General features: G+C 42.5%; 16 protein-coding genes and 1 other RNA gene. 8 read left to right on the forward strand and 9 right to left on the reverse strand.

Translation table 11 applies throughout. The features are described from left to right. Window positions 1–156: 156 nt before the first annotated feature. Together A3G19_RS04405 and ffs are read right to left on the reverse strand one after the other, a co-directional pair. On the reverse strand, window positions 157–969 hold the full coding sequence (locus A3G19_RS04405) for an HDOD domain-containing protein (RefSeq protein ID WP_041192361.1): 813 nt from the start codon (window positions 967–969) through the stop codon (window positions 157–159). 126 nt (window positions 970–1,095) lie between these two features. Beyond that, an RNA gene (ffs, locus tag A3G19_RS04410) (signal recognition particle sRNA small type) lies at window positions 1,096–1,193 on the reverse strand. A 177-nt stretch (window positions 1,194–1,370) separates the two neighbouring features. Between ffs and fliD the strand changes: the two genes are divergently transcribed. From fliD to A3G19_RS04450, 8 genes are read left to right on the forward strand one after another with little or no spacing between them, the layout of a single operon-like run. After that, window positions 1,371–3,044, forward strand: a complete 1,674-nt coding sequence (fliD, locus tag A3G19_RS04415) for a flagellar filament capping protein FliD (RefSeq protein WP_294870761.1) — start codon at window positions 1,371–1,373, stop codon at window positions 3,042–3,044. Between the two features lie 56 nt (window positions 3,045–3,100). Then, window positions 3,101–4,108 (forward strand): UDP-N-acetylglucosamine 4,6-dehydratase (inverting), encoded by a 1,008-nt coding sequence (gene pseB, locus A3G19_RS04420; RefSeq protein WP_294870763.1) that lies wholly within the window; start codon window positions 3,101–3,103, stop codon window positions 4,106–4,108. 2 nt (window positions 4,109–4,110) lie between these two features. Further along, window positions 4,111–5,238, forward strand: coding sequence for a UDP-4-amino-4,6-dideoxy-N-acetyl-beta-L-altrosamine transaminase (pseC, locus tag A3G19_RS04425; RefSeq protein ID WP_294870765.1), 1,128 nt, complete (start codon window positions 4,111–4,113; stop codon window positions 5,236–5,238). Continuing rightward, entirely contained in the window at window positions 5,238–5,927 is a 690-nt protein-coding gene (gene pseF / locus A3G19_RS04430) for a pseudaminic acid cytidylyltransferase (RefSeq protein WP_294870767.1), read from the forward strand. The genes pseC and pseF overlap by 1 nt, the downstream gene beginning before the upstream one ends. Window positions 5,928–5,977: 50 nt before the next feature. After that, window positions 5,978–6,787, forward strand: coding sequence for a UDP-2,4-diacetamido-2,4,6-trideoxy-beta-L-altropyranose hydrolase (gene pseG / locus A3G19_RS04435; RefSeq protein WP_294870800.1), 810 nt, complete (start codon window positions 5,978–5,980; stop codon window positions 6,785–6,787). Continuing rightward, window positions 6,753–7,220, forward strand: coding sequence for a UDP-4-amino-4,6-dideoxy-N-acetyl-beta-L-altrosamine N-acetyltransferase (pseH, locus tag A3G19_RS04440; protein WP_294870769.1), 468 nt, complete (start codon window positions 6,753–6,755; stop codon window positions 7,218–7,220). Before pseG ends, pseH begins: the two co-directional genes overlap by 35 nt. Then, on the forward strand, window positions 7,217–8,272 hold the full coding sequence (gene pseI / locus A3G19_RS04445) for a pseudaminic acid synthase (protein ID WP_294870771.1): 1,056 nt from the start codon (window positions 7,217–7,219) through the stop codon (window positions 8,270–8,272). The genes pseH and pseI overlap by 4 nt, the downstream gene beginning before the upstream one ends. Then, the gene (locus A3G19_RS04450; RefSeq protein ID WP_294870773.1) at window positions 8,263–9,582 is read left to right on the forward strand and encodes a UDP-glucose/GDP-mannose dehydrogenase family protein; all 1,320 of its coding nucleotides are present in this window, start codon (window positions 8,263–8,265) and stop codon (window positions 9,580–9,582) included. Before pseI ends, A3G19_RS04450 begins: the two co-directional genes overlap by 10 nt. Before the next feature lie 17 nt (window positions 9,583–9,599). Here A3G19_RS04450 and A3G19_RS04455 read toward each other — a convergent pair whose 3' ends face one another. From A3G19_RS04455 to A3G19_RS04485, 7 genes are read right to left on the reverse strand one after another with little or no spacing between them, the layout of a single operon-like run. Beyond that, window positions 9,600–10,661: a DUF354 domain-containing protein gene (locus A3G19_RS04455; RefSeq protein ID WP_294870775.1), complete on the reverse strand. Its 1,062-nt coding sequence runs from the start codon at window positions 10,659–10,661 to the stop codon at window positions 9,600–9,602. Between the two features lie 3 nt (window positions 10,662–10,664). Further along, entirely contained in the window at window positions 10,665–11,768 is a 1,104-nt protein-coding gene (locus A3G19_RS04460) for a radical SAM protein (RefSeq protein WP_294870777.1), read from the reverse strand. A 15-nt stretch (window positions 11,769–11,783) separates the two neighbouring features. Then, window positions 11,784–13,241: a radical SAM protein gene (locus A3G19_RS04465; protein ID WP_294870779.1), complete on the reverse strand. Its 1,458-nt coding sequence runs from the start codon at window positions 13,239–13,241 to the stop codon at window positions 11,784–11,786. Beyond that, window positions 13,234–14,184: a transketolase C-terminal domain-containing protein gene (locus A3G19_RS04470; RefSeq protein WP_294870782.1), complete on the reverse strand. Its 951-nt coding sequence runs from the start codon at window positions 14,182–14,184 to the stop codon at window positions 13,234–13,236. Before A3G19_RS04470 ends, A3G19_RS04465 begins: the two co-directional genes overlap by 8 nt. Beyond that, a complete protein-coding gene (locus A3G19_RS04475; protein ID WP_294870783.1) occupies window positions 14,171–14,995 on the reverse strand; it encodes a transketolase in 825 nt (274 codons plus the stop codon). Before A3G19_RS04475 ends, A3G19_RS04470 begins: the two co-directional genes overlap by 14 nt. After that, a complete protein-coding gene (locus A3G19_RS04480; protein WP_294870785.1) occupies window positions 14,973–15,929 on the reverse strand; it encodes a GDP-L-fucose synthase in 957 nt (318 codons plus the stop codon). Before A3G19_RS04480 ends, A3G19_RS04475 begins: the two co-directional genes overlap by 23 nt. Further along, the gene (locus A3G19_RS04485; RefSeq protein ID WP_294870787.1) at window positions 15,922–16,860 is read right to left on the reverse strand and encodes an SDR family oxidoreductase; all 939 of its coding nucleotides are present in this window, start codon (window positions 16,858–16,860) and stop codon (window positions 15,922–15,924) included. Before A3G19_RS04485 ends, A3G19_RS04480 begins: the two co-directional genes overlap by 8 nt. Window positions 16,861–16,902 lie beyond the last annotated feature (42 nt).

Below are 16,902 nucleotides of genomic sequence, written 5' to 3' on the forward strand. Positions count from 1 at the left end.
TTATTGCGGGAGAGCAAGGTGTTAAAACAGACGTATGAAGACTTATGCTATTTGAGAGACAATCCGCCGAGCAGCCCAAGCGGGTGCAAAGCGGGAAGTTATAGGGAAGAATAAGATGCATTCATGGTTCGACACGCTCACCACGAACGGCGAGAATTAGGCGGCGGCGAGAATTTTTTCGACCGCTTCATCAAAGAGATTTTGATTCATTCCGTACTCTTCGATAAGATCATGTGCATTTTTGAGAGTATCCTCGGTAATTTTGCCATCGAGAGTAATCGCTTCTTTGGCGACTTTGAGGAATTTTGCCATCTCTTGGGTTTCAGGATCAGACGCATCTTCAGGCTCGTTAGCAAAACGGATCAAATGAACCAAATCAGGATCAAAATTCCAACGGAAAAACAATGTTGCCGTAACGTCTTCAGATTTGCTGCCACAGGCTACAATCTCTGCTTGCTTGATCGAAATTCCTTTTTCTAGATTTCCACTCAACAATGCACTTTGATTGGATTCAATCAAATAGCGACTAATGACGACCTTACCCAGTTCCAATAAAAACGATGCCAATGAAAGATGCGCTAGTAATGTTCGATCTACTTTTGACACCCAGCGGCTGACGAGGGCATTTTGAAGTTGTGAACGTGCTAAATAAGTTTCTTTGCTCATGCCATATGGAGAAAGATCTAGTTCCATGCAAGAGTTTGCCGCTGATGCAATGGTGAAAGTACGAACCGCTTCTCTCCCCAATAATGAAACCGCTGTCGCAATATCATTTACCGTTCGACTCAAACCATATATGGGAGAGTTGGCTGTTTTAAGGATGTATGCCGTAATAATCGGGTCATTTTTAATTGCATTTGCCATATCGGCAACCGTAGCGTTCGAATCATTAAATACCGCTTCTACTTTTTGAACGGTTTCCGGTAACATCGGAACATGTTCAATCTGTTCCATTAATTCAATTCTCATCGCAATTCTCCAAAAATTATCTCTGTATCTGAAAAGATTATAGAGTATTGTAGATTAAATTTATTCTTTAAGTCGGTGTTTTAAGAGTAATTTGATAAATATGTGATAAAAAGGGGAAATAGAGGGACTCCCCCAGATACCTGCGGCACAAAACACGTCTAGGTGTGCTGCTGTATTCCTACCCTGACACGATGTCTAAACGCACCCTTGCACAGGTCTAGAGGAGAGGTGGAATTATAGCTAACTCTGGTTGTAAATGCAAGATGGTGTAATATCTAACGCCAGATCGTTGCTTGGGTGTTACCGACTCAAACGGAACTTTTTTTGCTTTATCTCCAAAACTAAAGATTTGACCGATTTAGTCGATATATATATTTAAGAATAAAGCAAAAGGATTTGCTATGGCTGGAACCATTAACTCACTGGGAATCGGATCAGGTGTCTTGACATCAGATGTTATTGATAAACTCAAAGCAAATGACACATCACTGCTTATTACCCCTATTGATAACAAAATTACCCTTCAAAAACAAAAAGGGGAGGCGCTTGATCTTCTAAACAGTTTATTGACTACGTTTAAAAGCAGCGTCAGTGCTTTGGATGATGATGCGCTCTACCAAAAACGGAGCGTGAGTGGAAATACTACCTCTGTTAGTGTTACAGCAACTGCAGGGGTGTCTGTACAATCTTTTTCTATTTCAGACACGCAGTTAGCACTTAAAAATGTTCAAGAATCAGGAACTTTTGCCTCCACCACAGCAAAAGTCTCAACCAGTAGCGGTACTATGACTTTAGCAATCGATGGGGAATCGTTTGATATCGATTATACCTCTGCTACCACACTTGATGATCTCAAAAATGCTATCAATGATAATGCCGGGAGCAAGATCAAAGCAACGACCCTCCAAGTCGGTACCAATGATTATCGTCTTATTCTCACCTCTGTTGATACTGGGGCGGATCAAACCATTAGCATTTCCGATTCTGCCAGCGGAAGTCTCAACAGTTCACTTTATGCAACCTTAAAAACTATCAAATCTCAAGCATTTAGCGCACCTACAGATACGATAGCATCAGGAAGCGGTAATTTGACCATTGCGATCGGTACTAATAATTATGTTGTTAATTATGATGCTACGACTACATTGAGTGGCTTAGCGACTGCTATCAATACTGCCGTAGGTTCGAGTGTTGCTTCCATCGACAGTAATAATAAACTCGTCTTACAATCCACGACCGCAGGATCCAGTACAGCACTTACGCTAACCGATAATAGTGCCATGTTGGATTCTAAGTTAACCGCATACACAACCTACAATCCGATAGATGAAATTCAGGCTTCTCGTGATGCCTCATTTAAATACAATGGGATTAGCATCAGCCGAAGCAGCAATGAAATCACCGATATCATTGTCGGTGTTACCATCAATTTACTACAAGAATCGGGGAGCGCTAACGTCTCTATTTCTCAAGATGTTACCTCTATCAGCGATGAAATGAGTTCACTGGTTCAAAACTATAACACTTTAACATCGGAACTAAGCAGCATGACTTCCTCAAATGTCGATGCAGGAACAGTCGGAGTTTTTAATGGAGATAGCTCTATCAATACAATTCGTCGTGAGATTAACAAACTCATGACTTCTGTGAACAGTAATGGCTACTCTTTGTCACAATTTGGAATTGATTTGAGCGAAACCGGAACTATGAGTTTCAATAGTACAACCTTCACATCCAAGTTTAATGAAGACAAAACACTTGCTGAAGAATTTTTAAGTGGGATGACAACTACTACAGCGAATGAAACATCTACCGTAGATGGTATATTTACTTCAATGAACACCTTTTTAGAAAGCTATGTCGGATCCCAAGGAATTATGAGTACACTCACAACAGGAGCTTCTGATGGGCTCACTGCATTAAACGAAAATAAGACCCGATCACAAAAACTTTTGGACGCACGCTATGAAGCAATGAGTGCCCGCTTTATCCAATATGATGCCATTATGAGTCGATTAACCAATCAATTCAGCTCGCTCCAGCAACAAATCGAAATGGCTACAAATGGCAATTAATTTGCATTGGTATTGATTTTGCTTTAGCTTGAGCATTTAGTGCAGTAGGACAAGAAATGCTCAATGGAAAAAATATTCTCATTACCGGTGGTACCGGAAGTTTTGGAAAACAATTCACTAAAACCATCCTCAAAAATTACAAACCCAATAAAATTATCATCTATTCCCGTGACGAACTCAAACAATACGAAATGGCTCAACGTTTCAATGAACCGTGTATGCGTTATTTTATTGGCGATGTTCGTGATAAAGAGCGCCTTATCAAAGCGATGAACGGGGTGGATTATGTCGTACACGCGGCTGCTCTTAAACATGTTCCTATTGCTGAATACAACCCCATGGAATGCATTAAGACAAATATCAATGGTGCACAAAACGTCATTGATGCCGCCATTGCCAATGGAATTCACAAAGTAATTGCCCTTTCAACCGACAAAGCGGCCAGCCCTATCAATCTTTACGGAGCTACCAAACTTGCATCTGATAAACTCTTCGTCGCAGCCAACAATATAACAGGAGGAAAACCGATCTCATTTTCCGTTGTTCGTTATGGTAATGTTATGGGTTCACGGGGATCTGTTATTCCATTTTTTCAAAAACTAATCAATGAAGGTGTCAGCGAGCTTCCTATTACCGATGAGAGAATGACCCGATTTTGGATCACTCTCCAAGAAGGGGTCGATTTTGTCCTCAAAAATTTCCAGCGTATGCACGGGGGAGAAATTTTTATCCCAAAAATCCCTTCCATGAAAATGGTAGATGTCGCCCTAGCTATGGCACCGCACCTTCCCCATAAAAATATCGGTATACGTCCGGGTGAAAAAATGCATGAGGTCATGTGTCCTCGTGATGACTCTCATCTCACACTGGAATTTCATGATCATTACGTTATCAAGCCTTCGATACAATTTACGGAAACTGCCGATTACACCCTCAACAACTGCGGTGAAATAGGAAAAGCTGTCGAATACGGATTTAAGTATAGTTCAGAAAGTAACAGTGAATGGCTAAGCGTAGAAACACTTCTCGAAAAAATTTCCCTGACACAGAGTGAGGAAAAATAACTGTGATCCCTTACTCAACTCAACTCATAGAAGAAGATGATATCGCTTCCGTCGTAGAAATCCTACGAGGAACACATCTGACTCAAGGGCAAAAAGTTGACGAGTTTGAACATGCGATTGCCGAATATGTAGGAGCTGCGTATTGTGTCACCTTCAACTCTGCCACGTCCGCTTTGTTAGGGGCATATGCCGTTGCGGAACTCAAAGAAAACGATGAGATCATCACCACTCCCATCAGTTTTGTCGCAACCTCGAATATGGCAGTCGCATTGGGAGCAAAACCGATTTTTTGCGATATTAAAATGGACGGAAATATCGATGAATCTTTGATCGAATCGCTCATCACTCCACGAACCCGTGCACTCGTCCCTGTCGATTTTGCCGGAAAACCGGTCGCTATCGAAGCGATCAAAACCATCGCTAAAAAACACAATCTTCTCGTAATCGAAGATGCTTCCCATGCATTGGGAAGTGCCATCAACGACCATAAAATCGGCTCGTTTGCCGACATGAGTGTTTTTAGTTTTCATGCGATCAAGCCGATCACGACCGGAGAGGGGGGTGCGGTGGTGACGAACGACGAAGAGTTAGCAAAACGGCTAAAACTCTTTCGCTCTCACGGTATCATCAAAAAACAGCTGTGGAACTCCGATATGGTGAGTCTGGGGCATAATTTTCGTCTCACCGAGTTTGCCGCCGCACTGGGGCTATCTCAGCTTCATAAACTGAATCGTTTTCTCCAAACGCGCAATGCAATTGCCAGTTATTACGATGAACGTTTTTCAGGGCATAAACTTTTTTCTACTATCGCAATCAACTCGAACGAACAAAGTGCGCGACATCTCTACCCCCTTTTACTCAATCCGACATTGCATTGTGCCAAAGAGGATATTTTCAGTGAACTGCAATCACGCGGTCTTGGTGTACAGGTTCACTATAAACCGATTTATCAAAATAGTTTTTACAAAGAGCGTTTTGGAGAAATCAGACTTCCCACTAGCGAACTGTTCTACAAAAGCGAGCTCTCTATCCCCTGCCATCAAAAGATGTCTCTGGAGGACGCAAAAATAGTTGCCGATACACTTCTCGAAGTGATTGAAAAATATTCTTATCGAGGATGCAGTTTCTAATGCGTATAGCAATAATCCCAGCCCGTGGCGGCAGCAAACGGATCCCACGCAAAAACATCAAACTTTTCGCAGGTCTGCCGATCATCGCTTACAGTATCAAAGCGGCTCAGGAATCGGGATTGTTTGATCGGATTATTGTTACCACCAATGATGAAGAGATCGCTGATATCGCAAGGGCATTTGGCGCGGAAACTCCCTTTATGCGCCCCAAAGAACTGAGCGACGATCATACCGCCACCATCCCCGTCATCGCCCATGCCATCGAAACGATGGAACAAGAGGGGATCAAAATCGATGCTGCTTGCTGTATCTATGCTACCGCTCCGTTTGTCCGTGCCGAGGATATTCAAAGTGCGTATGATGCGATGATCTCCCATCATAAAAGCTATGCTTTCCCCGTTACCACATTTGGGTTTCCAATTTTTCGAGGGGTAAAGCGCAATGAAGAGGGAAGTATTGAGATGTTTTGGCCGGAGCATTTTTTGACCCGTTCTCAGGATTTACCCGAGGCGTATCATGATGTCGGACAATTCTATTGGGGTACACCACAAGCGTGGTTGAGCGGTACGCCGATCTTCTCAAATACAGCAACAACAATCGTCCTTCCTCGACATTTGGTGCAGGATATCGATACACCGGAAGACTGGATGCGTGCCGAGCTGATGTACAAAGTTCTCCAAGAGCTATGAACCTTTTGATTCGTACCGACGCTTCAAGCAGTATCGGATTAGGTCATATTATGCGTGATCTTGTCCTCGCGCAACACTATCCAGACGCGACAATCACGTTTGCTTGCCAAAATTTGATCGGCACTATCATGGATACTATCCCCTATCCCGTTCATTTCCTCACTTCAAACGATCCTGAAGAACTGATTAATCTTATCCGCACCTGTTCTATTGATTTACTTATCATTGACCATTATGATATCGATGCAACCATCGAGAAGCAAATCAAAGAGCAAACAGGTGTTAGTCTTTTGTGTTTGGATGATACCTACGAAAAACACCACTGTGATATTCTCCTAAACCACAATATTTCGGCAGATGCAATACGCTACAAAGGGTTGGTTCCGGAACATTGTGAACTTCGATGCGGGGCTGAGTATACGCTGATCCGTGATGAATTTAAAACAGAAAAACAAATACGAAGAGAAAAACTTTACGATATTTTTATCGCTATGGGTGGGAGTGATCCGACCAATGCGACGCTGGGGATTCTCACAACATTGAGTGATGATTTGAGTGTTTGCGTCGCAACGACATCAGGGAACCCCCATCTGAGCGAACTGGAAACATTTATTCAAGATAAAAAAAATATCTCATTAAAGGTAAATTCAAACAGCATTGCTCAACTGCTAAATCAGAGCCGCTTAGCGATTATAACCCCCAGCGTCATGGTGCATGAAGTCCTTTTTATGGGAACCCCATTTATCGCGATTAAAACAGCTCCCAATCAAATAGATATGTTTGAGTATTTACGAAAAGAGAAGTATGTAGTTTTGGAGGAATGGAATGCTGATGCGATTACTCGATTTTACAACGCTTAATATAGAACAGCTAACAGTAGTGTTATCGTGGCGTAATCATCCGAATGTTCGCCAATGGATGCTCAATACAGATGAGATTTCGTCTGAGGATCATTTGTGTTTTATCGAATCGCTAAAACAATGCTCCGACAAACGCTACTTTTTAGTTCAACGTAGCAGTGAAAATGTCGGAGTGATTGATTTTACGAATATATCGGAAGATTCTGCCGAAATCGGAATTTATGCCAATCCCAACGTGCGCGGTGTCGGGGAGTCGCTGATGCGTACACTGCTCGATTATGCGTTCTCAACGCTCAAATTGACAACCCTGAGCGCCACTGTTTTTGCCGACAATCAGCGGGCTAAACATTTGTACGAAAAATTCGATTTTACCGAAACAAATCGAACTCTCTATAATGAGAGAGAAATGATCACAATGGAGCTGCATCAATGATAATCGGTCACCATAATACAGAGGAGAAAGTATTCATCATTGCCGAGCTCTCCGCCAACCACAACGGCTCACTCGATACCGCTTTGCGCACCATTGACGCCATGAAAGAATCCGGTGCCGATGCAATCAAGCTCCAAACCTATACCCCCGACACGATTACCCTCGATTGTGACAGCGACATGTTCACCATTTCACAGGGGACACTCTGGGACAAACGAAAGTTTTACGATCTCTACGGCTCAGCAATGACGCCGTGGGAGTGGCATCCTATCCTTTTCGATCATGCCAAAAATTTGGGGATGGAAGCATTTTCTTCTCCATTTGACCCAACTGCCGTCGATTTCCTCTTTAAGCTTGATGTTCCGGCGTATAAAATTGCCAGCTTTGAGATCACCGATATTCCTCTCATCGAATACACTGCCTCAAAAGGTAAGCCCATCATCATCTCCACCGGTATCGCGACGCTAAGCGATATTGAAGAGGCATTGGATGCCTGCCGACGTGTCGGGAACAATCAGATCACCCTCCTCAAATGTACCTCGGCCTATCCTGCCGCGCTGGAAGAGATGAATCTTCTCACGATAGAGGATATGAAAAATCGGTTCGGAGTGGGTGTTGGGTTGAGCGATCACACGATGAGTCTCGCTGCCCCCGTTGCCGCTGTCGCACTAGGCGCTCGTATCATCGAGAAACATTTTATTTTGGATCGCGGGATGGGGGGAGAGGACAGCGCCTTTAGTCTGGAACCACATGAATTTAAAGCGATGGCGGATGCGGTGCGTGATACCGAAAAGCTTCTGGGAAAAGTAACGTATGAACTCTCTGAGAAAAGTCTGAAATCACGCGAGTTTTCACGTAGCCTCTTTATCGCCGAAGATGTCAAAGCCGGAGAGATAATCACCGAACGCAATGTCCGCTCCGTCCGTCCGGGATTTGGGTTGCCGCCGAAATATCTCCCTGAGATTCTAGGCAAAAAATTTACCGCAGACTATCCCAAAGGGACACCCATGACCTATAATCACATTAGACCAACGGAGCCACCATGCGAATAACCATCATCGGAACCGGATACATCGGGCTGGTCACAGGGACGTGTCTGGCAGATATGGGCAATACGGTCATATGCGTCGATATCGACCATGCAAAAATTGACAAACTTTCCGCCGGATTGATCCCAATCTATGAACCGGGGCTCGAAACACTGGTCATCTCCAATATCTCAAAACAGACCCTCCATTTCACAACCGATCTATGCAAAGCACTCGCTGAAAGTGAACTCTGTTTTATTGCCGTCGGAACCCCTCAAGCACCCGACGGACAAACCGATCTGAGTTACGTGTTGGACGTTGCAACGGAAATTGGCCGCTTTATGCACCATTCAATGATCGTGATCAATAAATCGACTGTTCCCGTAGGAACAGCCGATAAAGTTCGCTCACTTATTCAGACCGAGCTCAACCACAGAGGGGTATCCTTCGGATTTCACGTCGTTTCCAATCCGGAATTTCTCAAAGAGGGTTCAGCGATCGACGACTTCATGCACCCCGACCGCGTAATAGTAGGTACGGACGACGAGTATACCATGAACATCATGCACGACCTGTATGCTCCGTTTATGAAAACACGGGACCGTTTTATCGGGATGGACATACGGAGTGCCGAAATGACCAAATATGCGGCAAATGCAATGCTCGCCTCTCGAATCAGCTTTATGAATGAAATCGCCAATATCTGCGAACTTGTGGGTGCCGATGTCAATAAAGTCCGTATCGGTATCGGCAGCGACAGCCGCATAGGATACAGTTTCATCTATCCGGGATGCGGATACGGCGGAAGCTGTTTTCCAAAAGATATCCGTTCCCTAGTCTATACCGCCAAACACTACGGATACATTCCCCAAATACTCAATGCAATCGAATCGGTCAATAACACCCAAAAACATCTCATCGGTACTAAAATCGTTCGCCGCTTCGGGGAAGACCTCAGCGGCCGAACATTCGCTGTTTGGGGACTGGCTTTCAAACCCCAAACCGATGATATGCGCGAAGCAAGTTCGATCACCATCCTCAAAGATCTTATCGGCAGGGGAGCCTCAATCCGTGCTTACGATCCCGAAGCGATGGGAGAGGCTCGAAAATTCTTTCCTGAAATCACCTATCTTTCCAGTAAATACGATGCCCTGAATGATGCCGATGCTCTCATTTTGATCACCGAATGGAAAGAATTCCGGAGTCCCGATTTCGAAGAAATTTTCCATCGGCTCCGTACGCCGATTTTGTTTGACGGACGCAATCAATATAAAGCCAAAAGGCTCGAAACCCTCGGATTTGAATACCACCAAATAGGGGTGTCCGCGTATTAATTGCTAAACGCCCTATTTTAAACTTTAATAATCTCATCAACAAGAGAGGAGAGGTTTAGATTCATTTGTGCAAAAAGTCTCTCTGCGTCGGTATTTTTACCGATATTTTCAATACTCAGTTCCACCAACTCCTCGAGTGTATCTGCTTTTTTCATTAAACCTTCATCAATCAGTAATTTGTCGTAATGACTAATAAACGAGCGGGTAGAAATAGTGGGGATTCCGAAATAACAGGCTTCTGAATTTAATGTACCACCTCCGCCAATAAATAAATCAGCATACGCTAAAAGATGCTGCACAATGATTTTCTCTTGCAGTACCGTAACAAAAGGCAAAAGTTCCTGCAAAGGCTCCGGCTCATATCGAGGAATCGCAATAAAATTAGCATCTAATTTTTCATTCAGAACTTTCAAACCATCATATAAAATAGGAAATTTTTTCATTACGTAACTGGCTTTATACTCTTCTTCTCGAATGATGACGAGCGGTTTGGATAAATCCAAACCATATTTTAAAAGCATCTTTTCAAAATATTTTCTATCCGGTTCAAAATCAGCAAGCCAGATCAACGGATCTAAAAAATCATACTGAACAATTTGCTCTTTTTCCAAACTAAACCGTTCAAATATTTCAGAGGGAACCATATAAGGACGGAACGCTTTTGTGGACAAAGGCAATGTCAAGCGAGCCTGAGGGAGTGCTTTTTTAAAATCTGAGCCACAATCGGACAATGGAATATCATAAAAGTTGCAAATAGGGATCCCCAACCCAAATGCAACCCTGTTGGCATCTACCGAACACAGACAAACCAACTTTTCCACATTTTTATCCTTAATAAATTCCATCAGAGCAAATTGTCGATCAATACTCGCTTTTAATTTATCTTCCAGCATCGCACCGCCAAATTCACCAATAGTGTGAAATGCAATATCATGCAATCTTAACAATTCCACAATTTCGCTGTAGCCGGCTCCATCTCTGGCAGTCACGAAGACTTCTTGACCTTTGATTTCAAGCATTTTGATAATATTTTTAAAAAACATCACCGATTTAGGGGTAACGAGGTCAAACCATACCATAACTTAAATGATCCCTTTGGCTTTATACTCATCATACCACCAAGGGCGAAGAGGAATAATATCGGTTTGACTGAACATAAAACCATATTGACCACCGTCATAGTTCATCATTCCGACCGCTTTAATATTTGGTTCAATTAGTTCACATTTGTTTGCACACGTATAAAGGCAATCATTTTGGCATGCTTTATTCTCAATCGCATTCAACACCTCTTTGGCTTGCATCTGCTCAATCGCATTGTCAAAACCGCCGGCTTCTCTGATATTCCCTATTTTTAAATACGGGAGCCAAAGGAGACACGGATATAAATTACCGTAAGGGTCAATATCGATATTTTTGGAACCCATATAGCAGTTGAAATCTATACGTTCCCCGTCAAACACCGCTTTTTGGAGCAAATATTTGCTCGCATATCTCCCCTTATCGTAGCCTATTGCTTTAAGTTGTCGATCAATCTCAGCCAGCTCAGCTTCGGTATAGATAAAATCATTTTCACTAAGCTCTTCTTGGGTCACATTATCTTTTTTATTCCGGTAGCGCTCAGGGTTGTATCTTCCATATCCCAGATAAAGCCCCACTCCCATCTCTTTTGCAAAATTATAAATCCACTCTATTAAATGGTAATTTTCTTTATAAATAGTAAATTGGAATCGGATAAGTACACCCGGGATTTTTTTGAGTCGTTCAACCGTTTCTATCGACTTTTTAAATCCATCTTTGTGAAGTCGAATCTTTGCATTGGTCTCCTCATCGCCATCCAATGAAATATCAAGCCGGTAAAGAGGAGACTTTTGCAAAACGTATTTTGCAATCTCTTCATGTTTATCCGGAAACCATCCCGTAATAGGAGAATCGATAATAACATTCGGATGATATTTTTGGAGGCTGTCTACAACCCTGAGATAAGTAGGTGATAAATGAGGCTCTCCTCCTGTTAGATGAACTTTTTTCAGATCTAAATATTGTGAGCTAAATACACTGTCAAGTTCTTCACTGGTTAATTCCTCTTTTTGACGGTTCGGAAGTTCCCACATGGAACAATATCGACAAGGCCCGGGACAAAACTCGCTAACTGTATACGAAATATCTTCTATTTTAAAATCCATCTATCCACACCTTATTTATTCTAATATTTGTCTTTTTAATTTGTTTTTTGTAATCTGTTCAAGATGCTCACGTACACTTAACCCAAATCTTGACTCTATCATATCGAGATAAACCCGATTTTCAAAATATTGATGAAATGCATTGTCTCTGAACCGAATAATCTCTTTCGCACTCAGATGCTTGGTCGGGAGAGGAAGAATAGCATAGCCGTGTTGCGAATAATCTTTCCACTCTTTCGGTAAAGCCCAATTTTCTTCTAACGCCATCGCATACAGTTCTGATCCGGGATACGCCATCGCACAATAAAAATTCGCAAATTCACAATTGAGTTCAATCGCCATTTCCAACGTTTCTTGAAGTGTCTCCTCTGTATCATCGGGAAGTCCAAAAATATAATTACCGATAACACATATATCGGCATTTTGTATTTGTCGTATAACCCTTTCGATATCTTTTACCCTCATTTTTTTCGAAGCGCCGTCTCTTACGTTCGGATTCGCCGATTCAATACCCAATGCCAACCAATTTACACCGGCTTTTTTCATGGTTGCAAGCGTCTCTTCTTTGATCGTATCGACTCTGGCATAACACCATATATTCAAATCAAGTTTTTTCTCGATAATCAAATCCATAATTTTCATGTAATGGCGTTCATCCAACACAAACATCTCATCCACAAATTTAATGTTTTTAACACCGTATTGAGTATGAAGCAATTCTAGTTCTTCCACCACAACTTCAGGTGTTCGGTACCGTATACCCGGCTTGCCGAAGGGGGCATTAATGCAACAAAACGTACACGAGTAAGGGCATCCAAGACTGGTATAAATAGCAGCATAGGGCATACGATGACAGATATCATCAAAGCAGTGCCAGTTGTGGGCTCGGTATTTATCCATCGGAAGTAAATCCCATGCCGCAATCGGTAATACGTCATCCAAATTTTTGGCAAGTGGTGCGCGAGGAGTATGAACGATCTCTGCTTCTTCCCATCTCCAAATACCGGGAACCGACGTAATCTCACGTGAGCCTTTTAAAAATTCTAAAAGGGCGAAGAGAGGCTCTTGTTCTTCCCCCTCTATAACAAAATCAACCGCTTCTTCCCGTAGCGTTCTCTCTGGTAAAGCGGAAGGATGCAGACCGCCAATAGCGACGTTTTCAATACCGATATTTTTCAGTTCTGTACAAATTCTGCCAGAAATACTCATATTCTGAGAACTTGCAGAGGGTTGATTTCCATATACAATGACACAAGCCAGCAAAGGGTTTAACGTGCCTGCTCTTTGGGCAGTTTCCAGTGGTGTAATATTCTCAGCCTGTGCGTCTATAATCGCAACACGGAACCCTTTGTTTCGCAGATATGCGGCAAAAGATGCGGTCAAGAACGGAGGTTCTATGGCTGAAATATCGGCTCCGAGATCCTGATAAATTTGTTTGCGATCACCGGGATTGATAAATACAATATCAACCATTGTGTCCCTTTAGTACACGGATAACATTTTGAAGCCCCATCTCAAAATGCTCATGCAAAGAGTCTCTGGAGCCTATCTCAAAACTGTAGGCACCCTGCATCGCTAGCGGCGTAAACGATTTGATAAGTTTTCGAGAATTTAGAAAATGGAGGATCTTGCTGTCCAACCCTCCGGCTTTGCCGATACCCTCTTCCAGCGATATCAACGTATCGTAGTTATCTAACACTTTTTCAAGCGCATCATAATTGAAATTCGATGGCAAAAACAGATCAATAACCCCGATATTTTCATCGAGTGTTTTGAGGGCATTGGCATATTCTACCGCTTTGTGTGTCATAAATCCTGTCGATAAAATAACACTGCCGCTCCCCTCTTTTACAACTCTAAACCCGTTTATCACATTGATTTCTTCGGCATCGATATTATGAAGAGGTTTGGCATCAAATCGAAGATACCGGATTCCTATCTTCAATGTCTCATCCACATAGCGTTCGGCGCTTGAGTAATCGCTTGGACTGAAAACAGTGACATTCGGCAACGTCCCCATAATGGATAGATCTTCCAAACAATGATGTGTCGGACCACTCATATCGTAGCTAAATCCGGCACCCACTCCGATAATATTCACACACATTGGACGAATTTGAGATAGGACCGCTAAATTGACGCGGATTTGTTCGTAGCATCGCATGGTGATAAACGGAGCGATAGCGTATGCATAGACTTTGAACCCTTCCAAAGCAAGACCTGTCGCCACATTGATAAGATTTTGTTCGGCTATCCCTACATTGAGAAAACGATTAGGATATAACTCTCTGAGTTTGTCTAGTGCGGGGGAACCAAAATCGGCTGAGAGAAAAAATATCAACTCATCCTCCGCCATTTTTACTCTAAGCGACTCAATAAAGACATCCCGCATAGCTCTAGGCTTAATCTCTTGCATCCAGCCCCCTTATGATCTCATCTACCTCATCTGGCTTTAGGGACAAAATATGACTGAGTGGATGGCTCTCTAGAAAAGGGACCCCTTTTCCTTTAATGGTTTGGGCGAGCACCACTTTAGGTTTTTTGTTCTTAGCCTCTTTTGCGGAGAGTAAAATGTTTTGAACCGATGTTACATCATGACCCTCAACACTGAAACACTCAAATCCAAATGCTTCGAATCTCGCAGCAAGTGGAGAAATATCGAGAATGTTTTTCGTAAAATCCAGCATAGAGACTTTGTTTTCATCCACAATAACGATGAGATTATCCAATCGGTTATGTGCCGCAAACATAATCGCTTCCCAATTCGAGCCTTCGTTGAGTTCTCCGTCTCCGACAAGGACAAACACCGATGAATCTGAGTGCTTGGCGCTCAATGCGACTGCCATCCCCGAAGCCACTCCCAATCCATGTCCCAATGAACCGTTGATTGTTTCATAACCCGGAATTATGGGATCGGGTATCCCCCCTAAAAAAGAGCCGGGTTTGCATACGTTTTCAAGCTCTGATTTATCAAAAAATCCCAAATCGGCCAAAATGGGATACATAGAGATGGACCCATGCCCTTTGCTGATTACAAAACGGTCTCGATCTTCCCACAACGGGGTCTTAGGATCATAGTTTAAAACACCGCCATAATACAATGCTACAAAAACTTCAATAGGAGAAAGAGATGAAGCAACCCTAGTTTCAATAGCTCTTTTATGGATCAGCAATGTCTCTTTTCTAATCTCATTGGCTTTATTTTCAAGAAGTTCTGATAGTGTCATAATTTTCCTTTAGCCATGTACAGGTACTTTTTAGCCCTTCATCAAAATTAATATTTCGTTTCCAACCCAAAGCTAAAAACTTATCACAATCAAGCATCTTTCGAGGTGCCCCATCCGGTTTAGTCCCATCCCACACCAATTTCCCATCGTATCCGATAATACCTGCAATGGTTTCAGACAGCTCTTTTATGGATATATCTTCGCCGCTTCCAATATTATAGTGGACATTTTCGAGATGTTCTGCATGTCGGAGTGCGAACAATGATGCCGAGGCCACGTCATGGGCATGAATAAACTCTCTCTTCGGAGTTCCGCTTCCCCATAATAAAACTTCTGAAATTTCATGGATTTTTGCTTCGTAAAATCTTCGTATTAAGGATGATAGCACATGAGAATTTTCGAGATCAAAATTATCATTCGGACCGTAAATCGAGTTGGGTATAAGACAAATAAATTTATTGTATCCAAACTGTGCATTGTAGGATTTAGCTGCGATAATCCCTGCAATTTTTGCCGCAGCGTACCCCATACTCGTCTCTTCGATCGCTCCGGTAAGCCAATCGGATTCTTTCATCGGTTGAGGGCAAAGTTTCGGGTAGGTACATGAAGAGCCGTAAAAAACTACGTGTCTTACCTTGTGTTTATGGGCGGCTTCAAATACGGCATGCTGAATTGCCAAATTAATTCGTAAAAAATCGGCAGGATAGGTTTTGTTACCGATAATCCCCCCCACTTTTCCGGCAGCCAAAAAAACGATATCCGGCTGACGCTCAGCAAAAAAAGTATCGACGGCTGCAAAATCGGTTAAGTCTAAGCTGCTTTTATCGGCTGTAATAAGATTGCAAAATCCCTCATCATTGAGTTGATTGAGGATTGCCGAACCCAAAAGACCTTTATGCCCGGCTATGAAAATTTTATCATTTTGATTAAACATTACTGTATTTGCTGTTGGTGATTATCGTATAACCCTTGATGAGTTCTTTAATCCCCATATCCAAAGAGTGAATCGGTTTGTATCCGGTCGCTTCGATCTTTTCATTACTGATTATGTAATCTCTTTGATCGGGATCTTTGCCTATTGGCGCTTCCATAATCGTAAAATTCGGGATATGCTCTTTGATTTTGGCACAAAGTTCAAGCTTTGACAAATTGGCATCACTAAGCCCGACATTATAAGCTTCATTTTTCATCCGTTCAAAATTATTGATCGCATGAATAAATGCACGAGCCACATCTCTGATATGGATATAGTTTCGTTTGAAATGCCCCTCAAATACGACGATGAAACGATCATTAAGTGCTCTATAGGTAAAATCGTTCACTAAAAGATCTAGTCTCATCCGAGGAGCCATACCAAATACGGTTGCCAGTCTGAAGGTTATGGCATTGCCTCGATTGAGGACAATTTCTTCTGCTTCAACTTTGGTTTTTCCATACGTCGAAATCGGTCTCAGCGGTGTTTTTTCTGTACAAAAAATCCCCTGTTCTCCAATGCCGTATCCGCTATTGGTGGTAGGATAGATAATCTTTTGCTCTTTTGAGGCAAGACGTGTCAAACTCTCAATCGCATCTCTGTTTGTCGTAACCGTTCCTATGGCATCTCTACTGCAAAGAGGAGCTCCGACAAGTGCTGCCAAGGGTATGATAATATCAAATTTTGGCAATATTGATTTTAATATCCCCTCATCTCGTGCATCCCCTTTTATAATCTGAAAATTGTCATGTGCACAGCATTCTAAAAGGCTGTTTTGACCAAATATAAAAGTATCCATTACCGTTACATTATGACCCTCGGCAAGAAGGCTTGGAACCAACATAGATCCTAAATATCCGGCTCCGCCCGTGACAAGTATATTAAAACTCATTTTTATCTCTCCAATGTAATCTCAAATTATAATTCTCTATCC

It is taken from the genome of Sulfuricurvum sp. RIFCSPLOWO2_12_FULL_43_24 (assembly GCF_001829605.1).
Classification (GTDB): Bacteria; Campylobacterota; Campylobacteria; order Campylobacterales; family Sulfurimonadaceae; genus Sulfuricurvum.

What these genes read in the sequence shown, in the direction of transcription:
- A3G19_RS04405 (WP_041192361.1), bottom strand. Translation starts at nt 969, where the DNA reads ATGAGAATTGAATTAATGGAACAGATTGAACATGTTCCGATGTTACCG.
- fliD (WP_294870761.1), top strand. Translation starts at nt 1,371, where the DNA reads ATGGCTGGAACCATTAACTCACTGGGAATCGGATCAGGTGTCTTGACA.
- pseB (WP_294870763.1), top strand. Translation starts at nt 3,101, where the DNA reads ATGCTCAATGGAAAAAATATTCTCATTACCGGTGGTACCGGAAGTTTT.
- pseF (WP_294870767.1), top strand. Translation starts at nt 5,238, where the DNA reads ATGCGTATAGCAATAATCCCAGCCCGTGGCGGCAGCAAACGGATCCCA.
- pseG (WP_294870800.1), top strand. Translation starts at nt 5,978, where the DNA reads ATGCGTGATCTTGTCCTCGCGCAACACTATCCAGACGCGACAATCACG.
- pseH (WP_294870769.1), top strand. Translation starts at nt 6,753, where the DNA reads ATGCTGATGCGATTACTCGATTTTACAACGCTTAATATAGAACAGCTA.
- pseI (WP_294870771.1), top strand. Translation starts at nt 7,217, where the DNA reads ATGATAATCGGTCACCATAATACAGAGGAGAAAGTATTCATCATTGCC.
- A3G19_RS04450 (WP_294870773.1), top strand. Translation starts at nt 8,263, where the DNA reads ATGCGAATAACCATCATCGGAACCGGATACATCGGGCTGGTCACAGGG.
- A3G19_RS04455 (WP_294870775.1), bottom strand. Translation starts at nt 10,661, where the DNA reads ATGGTATGGTTTGACCTCGTTACCCCTAAATCGGTGATGTTTTTTAAA.
- A3G19_RS04460 (WP_294870777.1), bottom strand. Translation starts at nt 11,768, where the DNA reads ATGGATTTTAAAATAGAAGATATTTCGTATACAGTTAGCGAGTTTTGT.
- A3G19_RS04465 (WP_294870779.1), bottom strand. Translation starts at nt 13,241, where the DNA reads ATGGTTGATATTGTATTTATCAATCCCGGTGATCGCAAACAAATTTAT.
- A3G19_RS04470 (WP_294870782.1), bottom strand. Translation starts at nt 14,184, where the DNA reads ATGCAAGAGATTAAGCCTAGAGCTATGCGGGATGTCTTTATTGAGTCG.
- A3G19_RS04475 (WP_294870783.1), bottom strand. Translation starts at nt 14,995, where the DNA reads ATGACACTATCAGAACTTCTTGAAAATAAAGCCAATGAGATTAGAAAA.
- A3G19_RS04480 (WP_294870785.1), bottom strand. Translation starts at nt 15,929, where the DNA reads ATGTTTAATCAAAATGATAAAATTTTCATAGCCGGGCATAAAGGTCTT.
- A3G19_RS04485 (WP_294870787.1), bottom strand. Translation starts at nt 16,860, where the DNA reads ATGAGTTTTAATATACTTGTCACGGGCGGAGCCGGATATTTAGGATCT.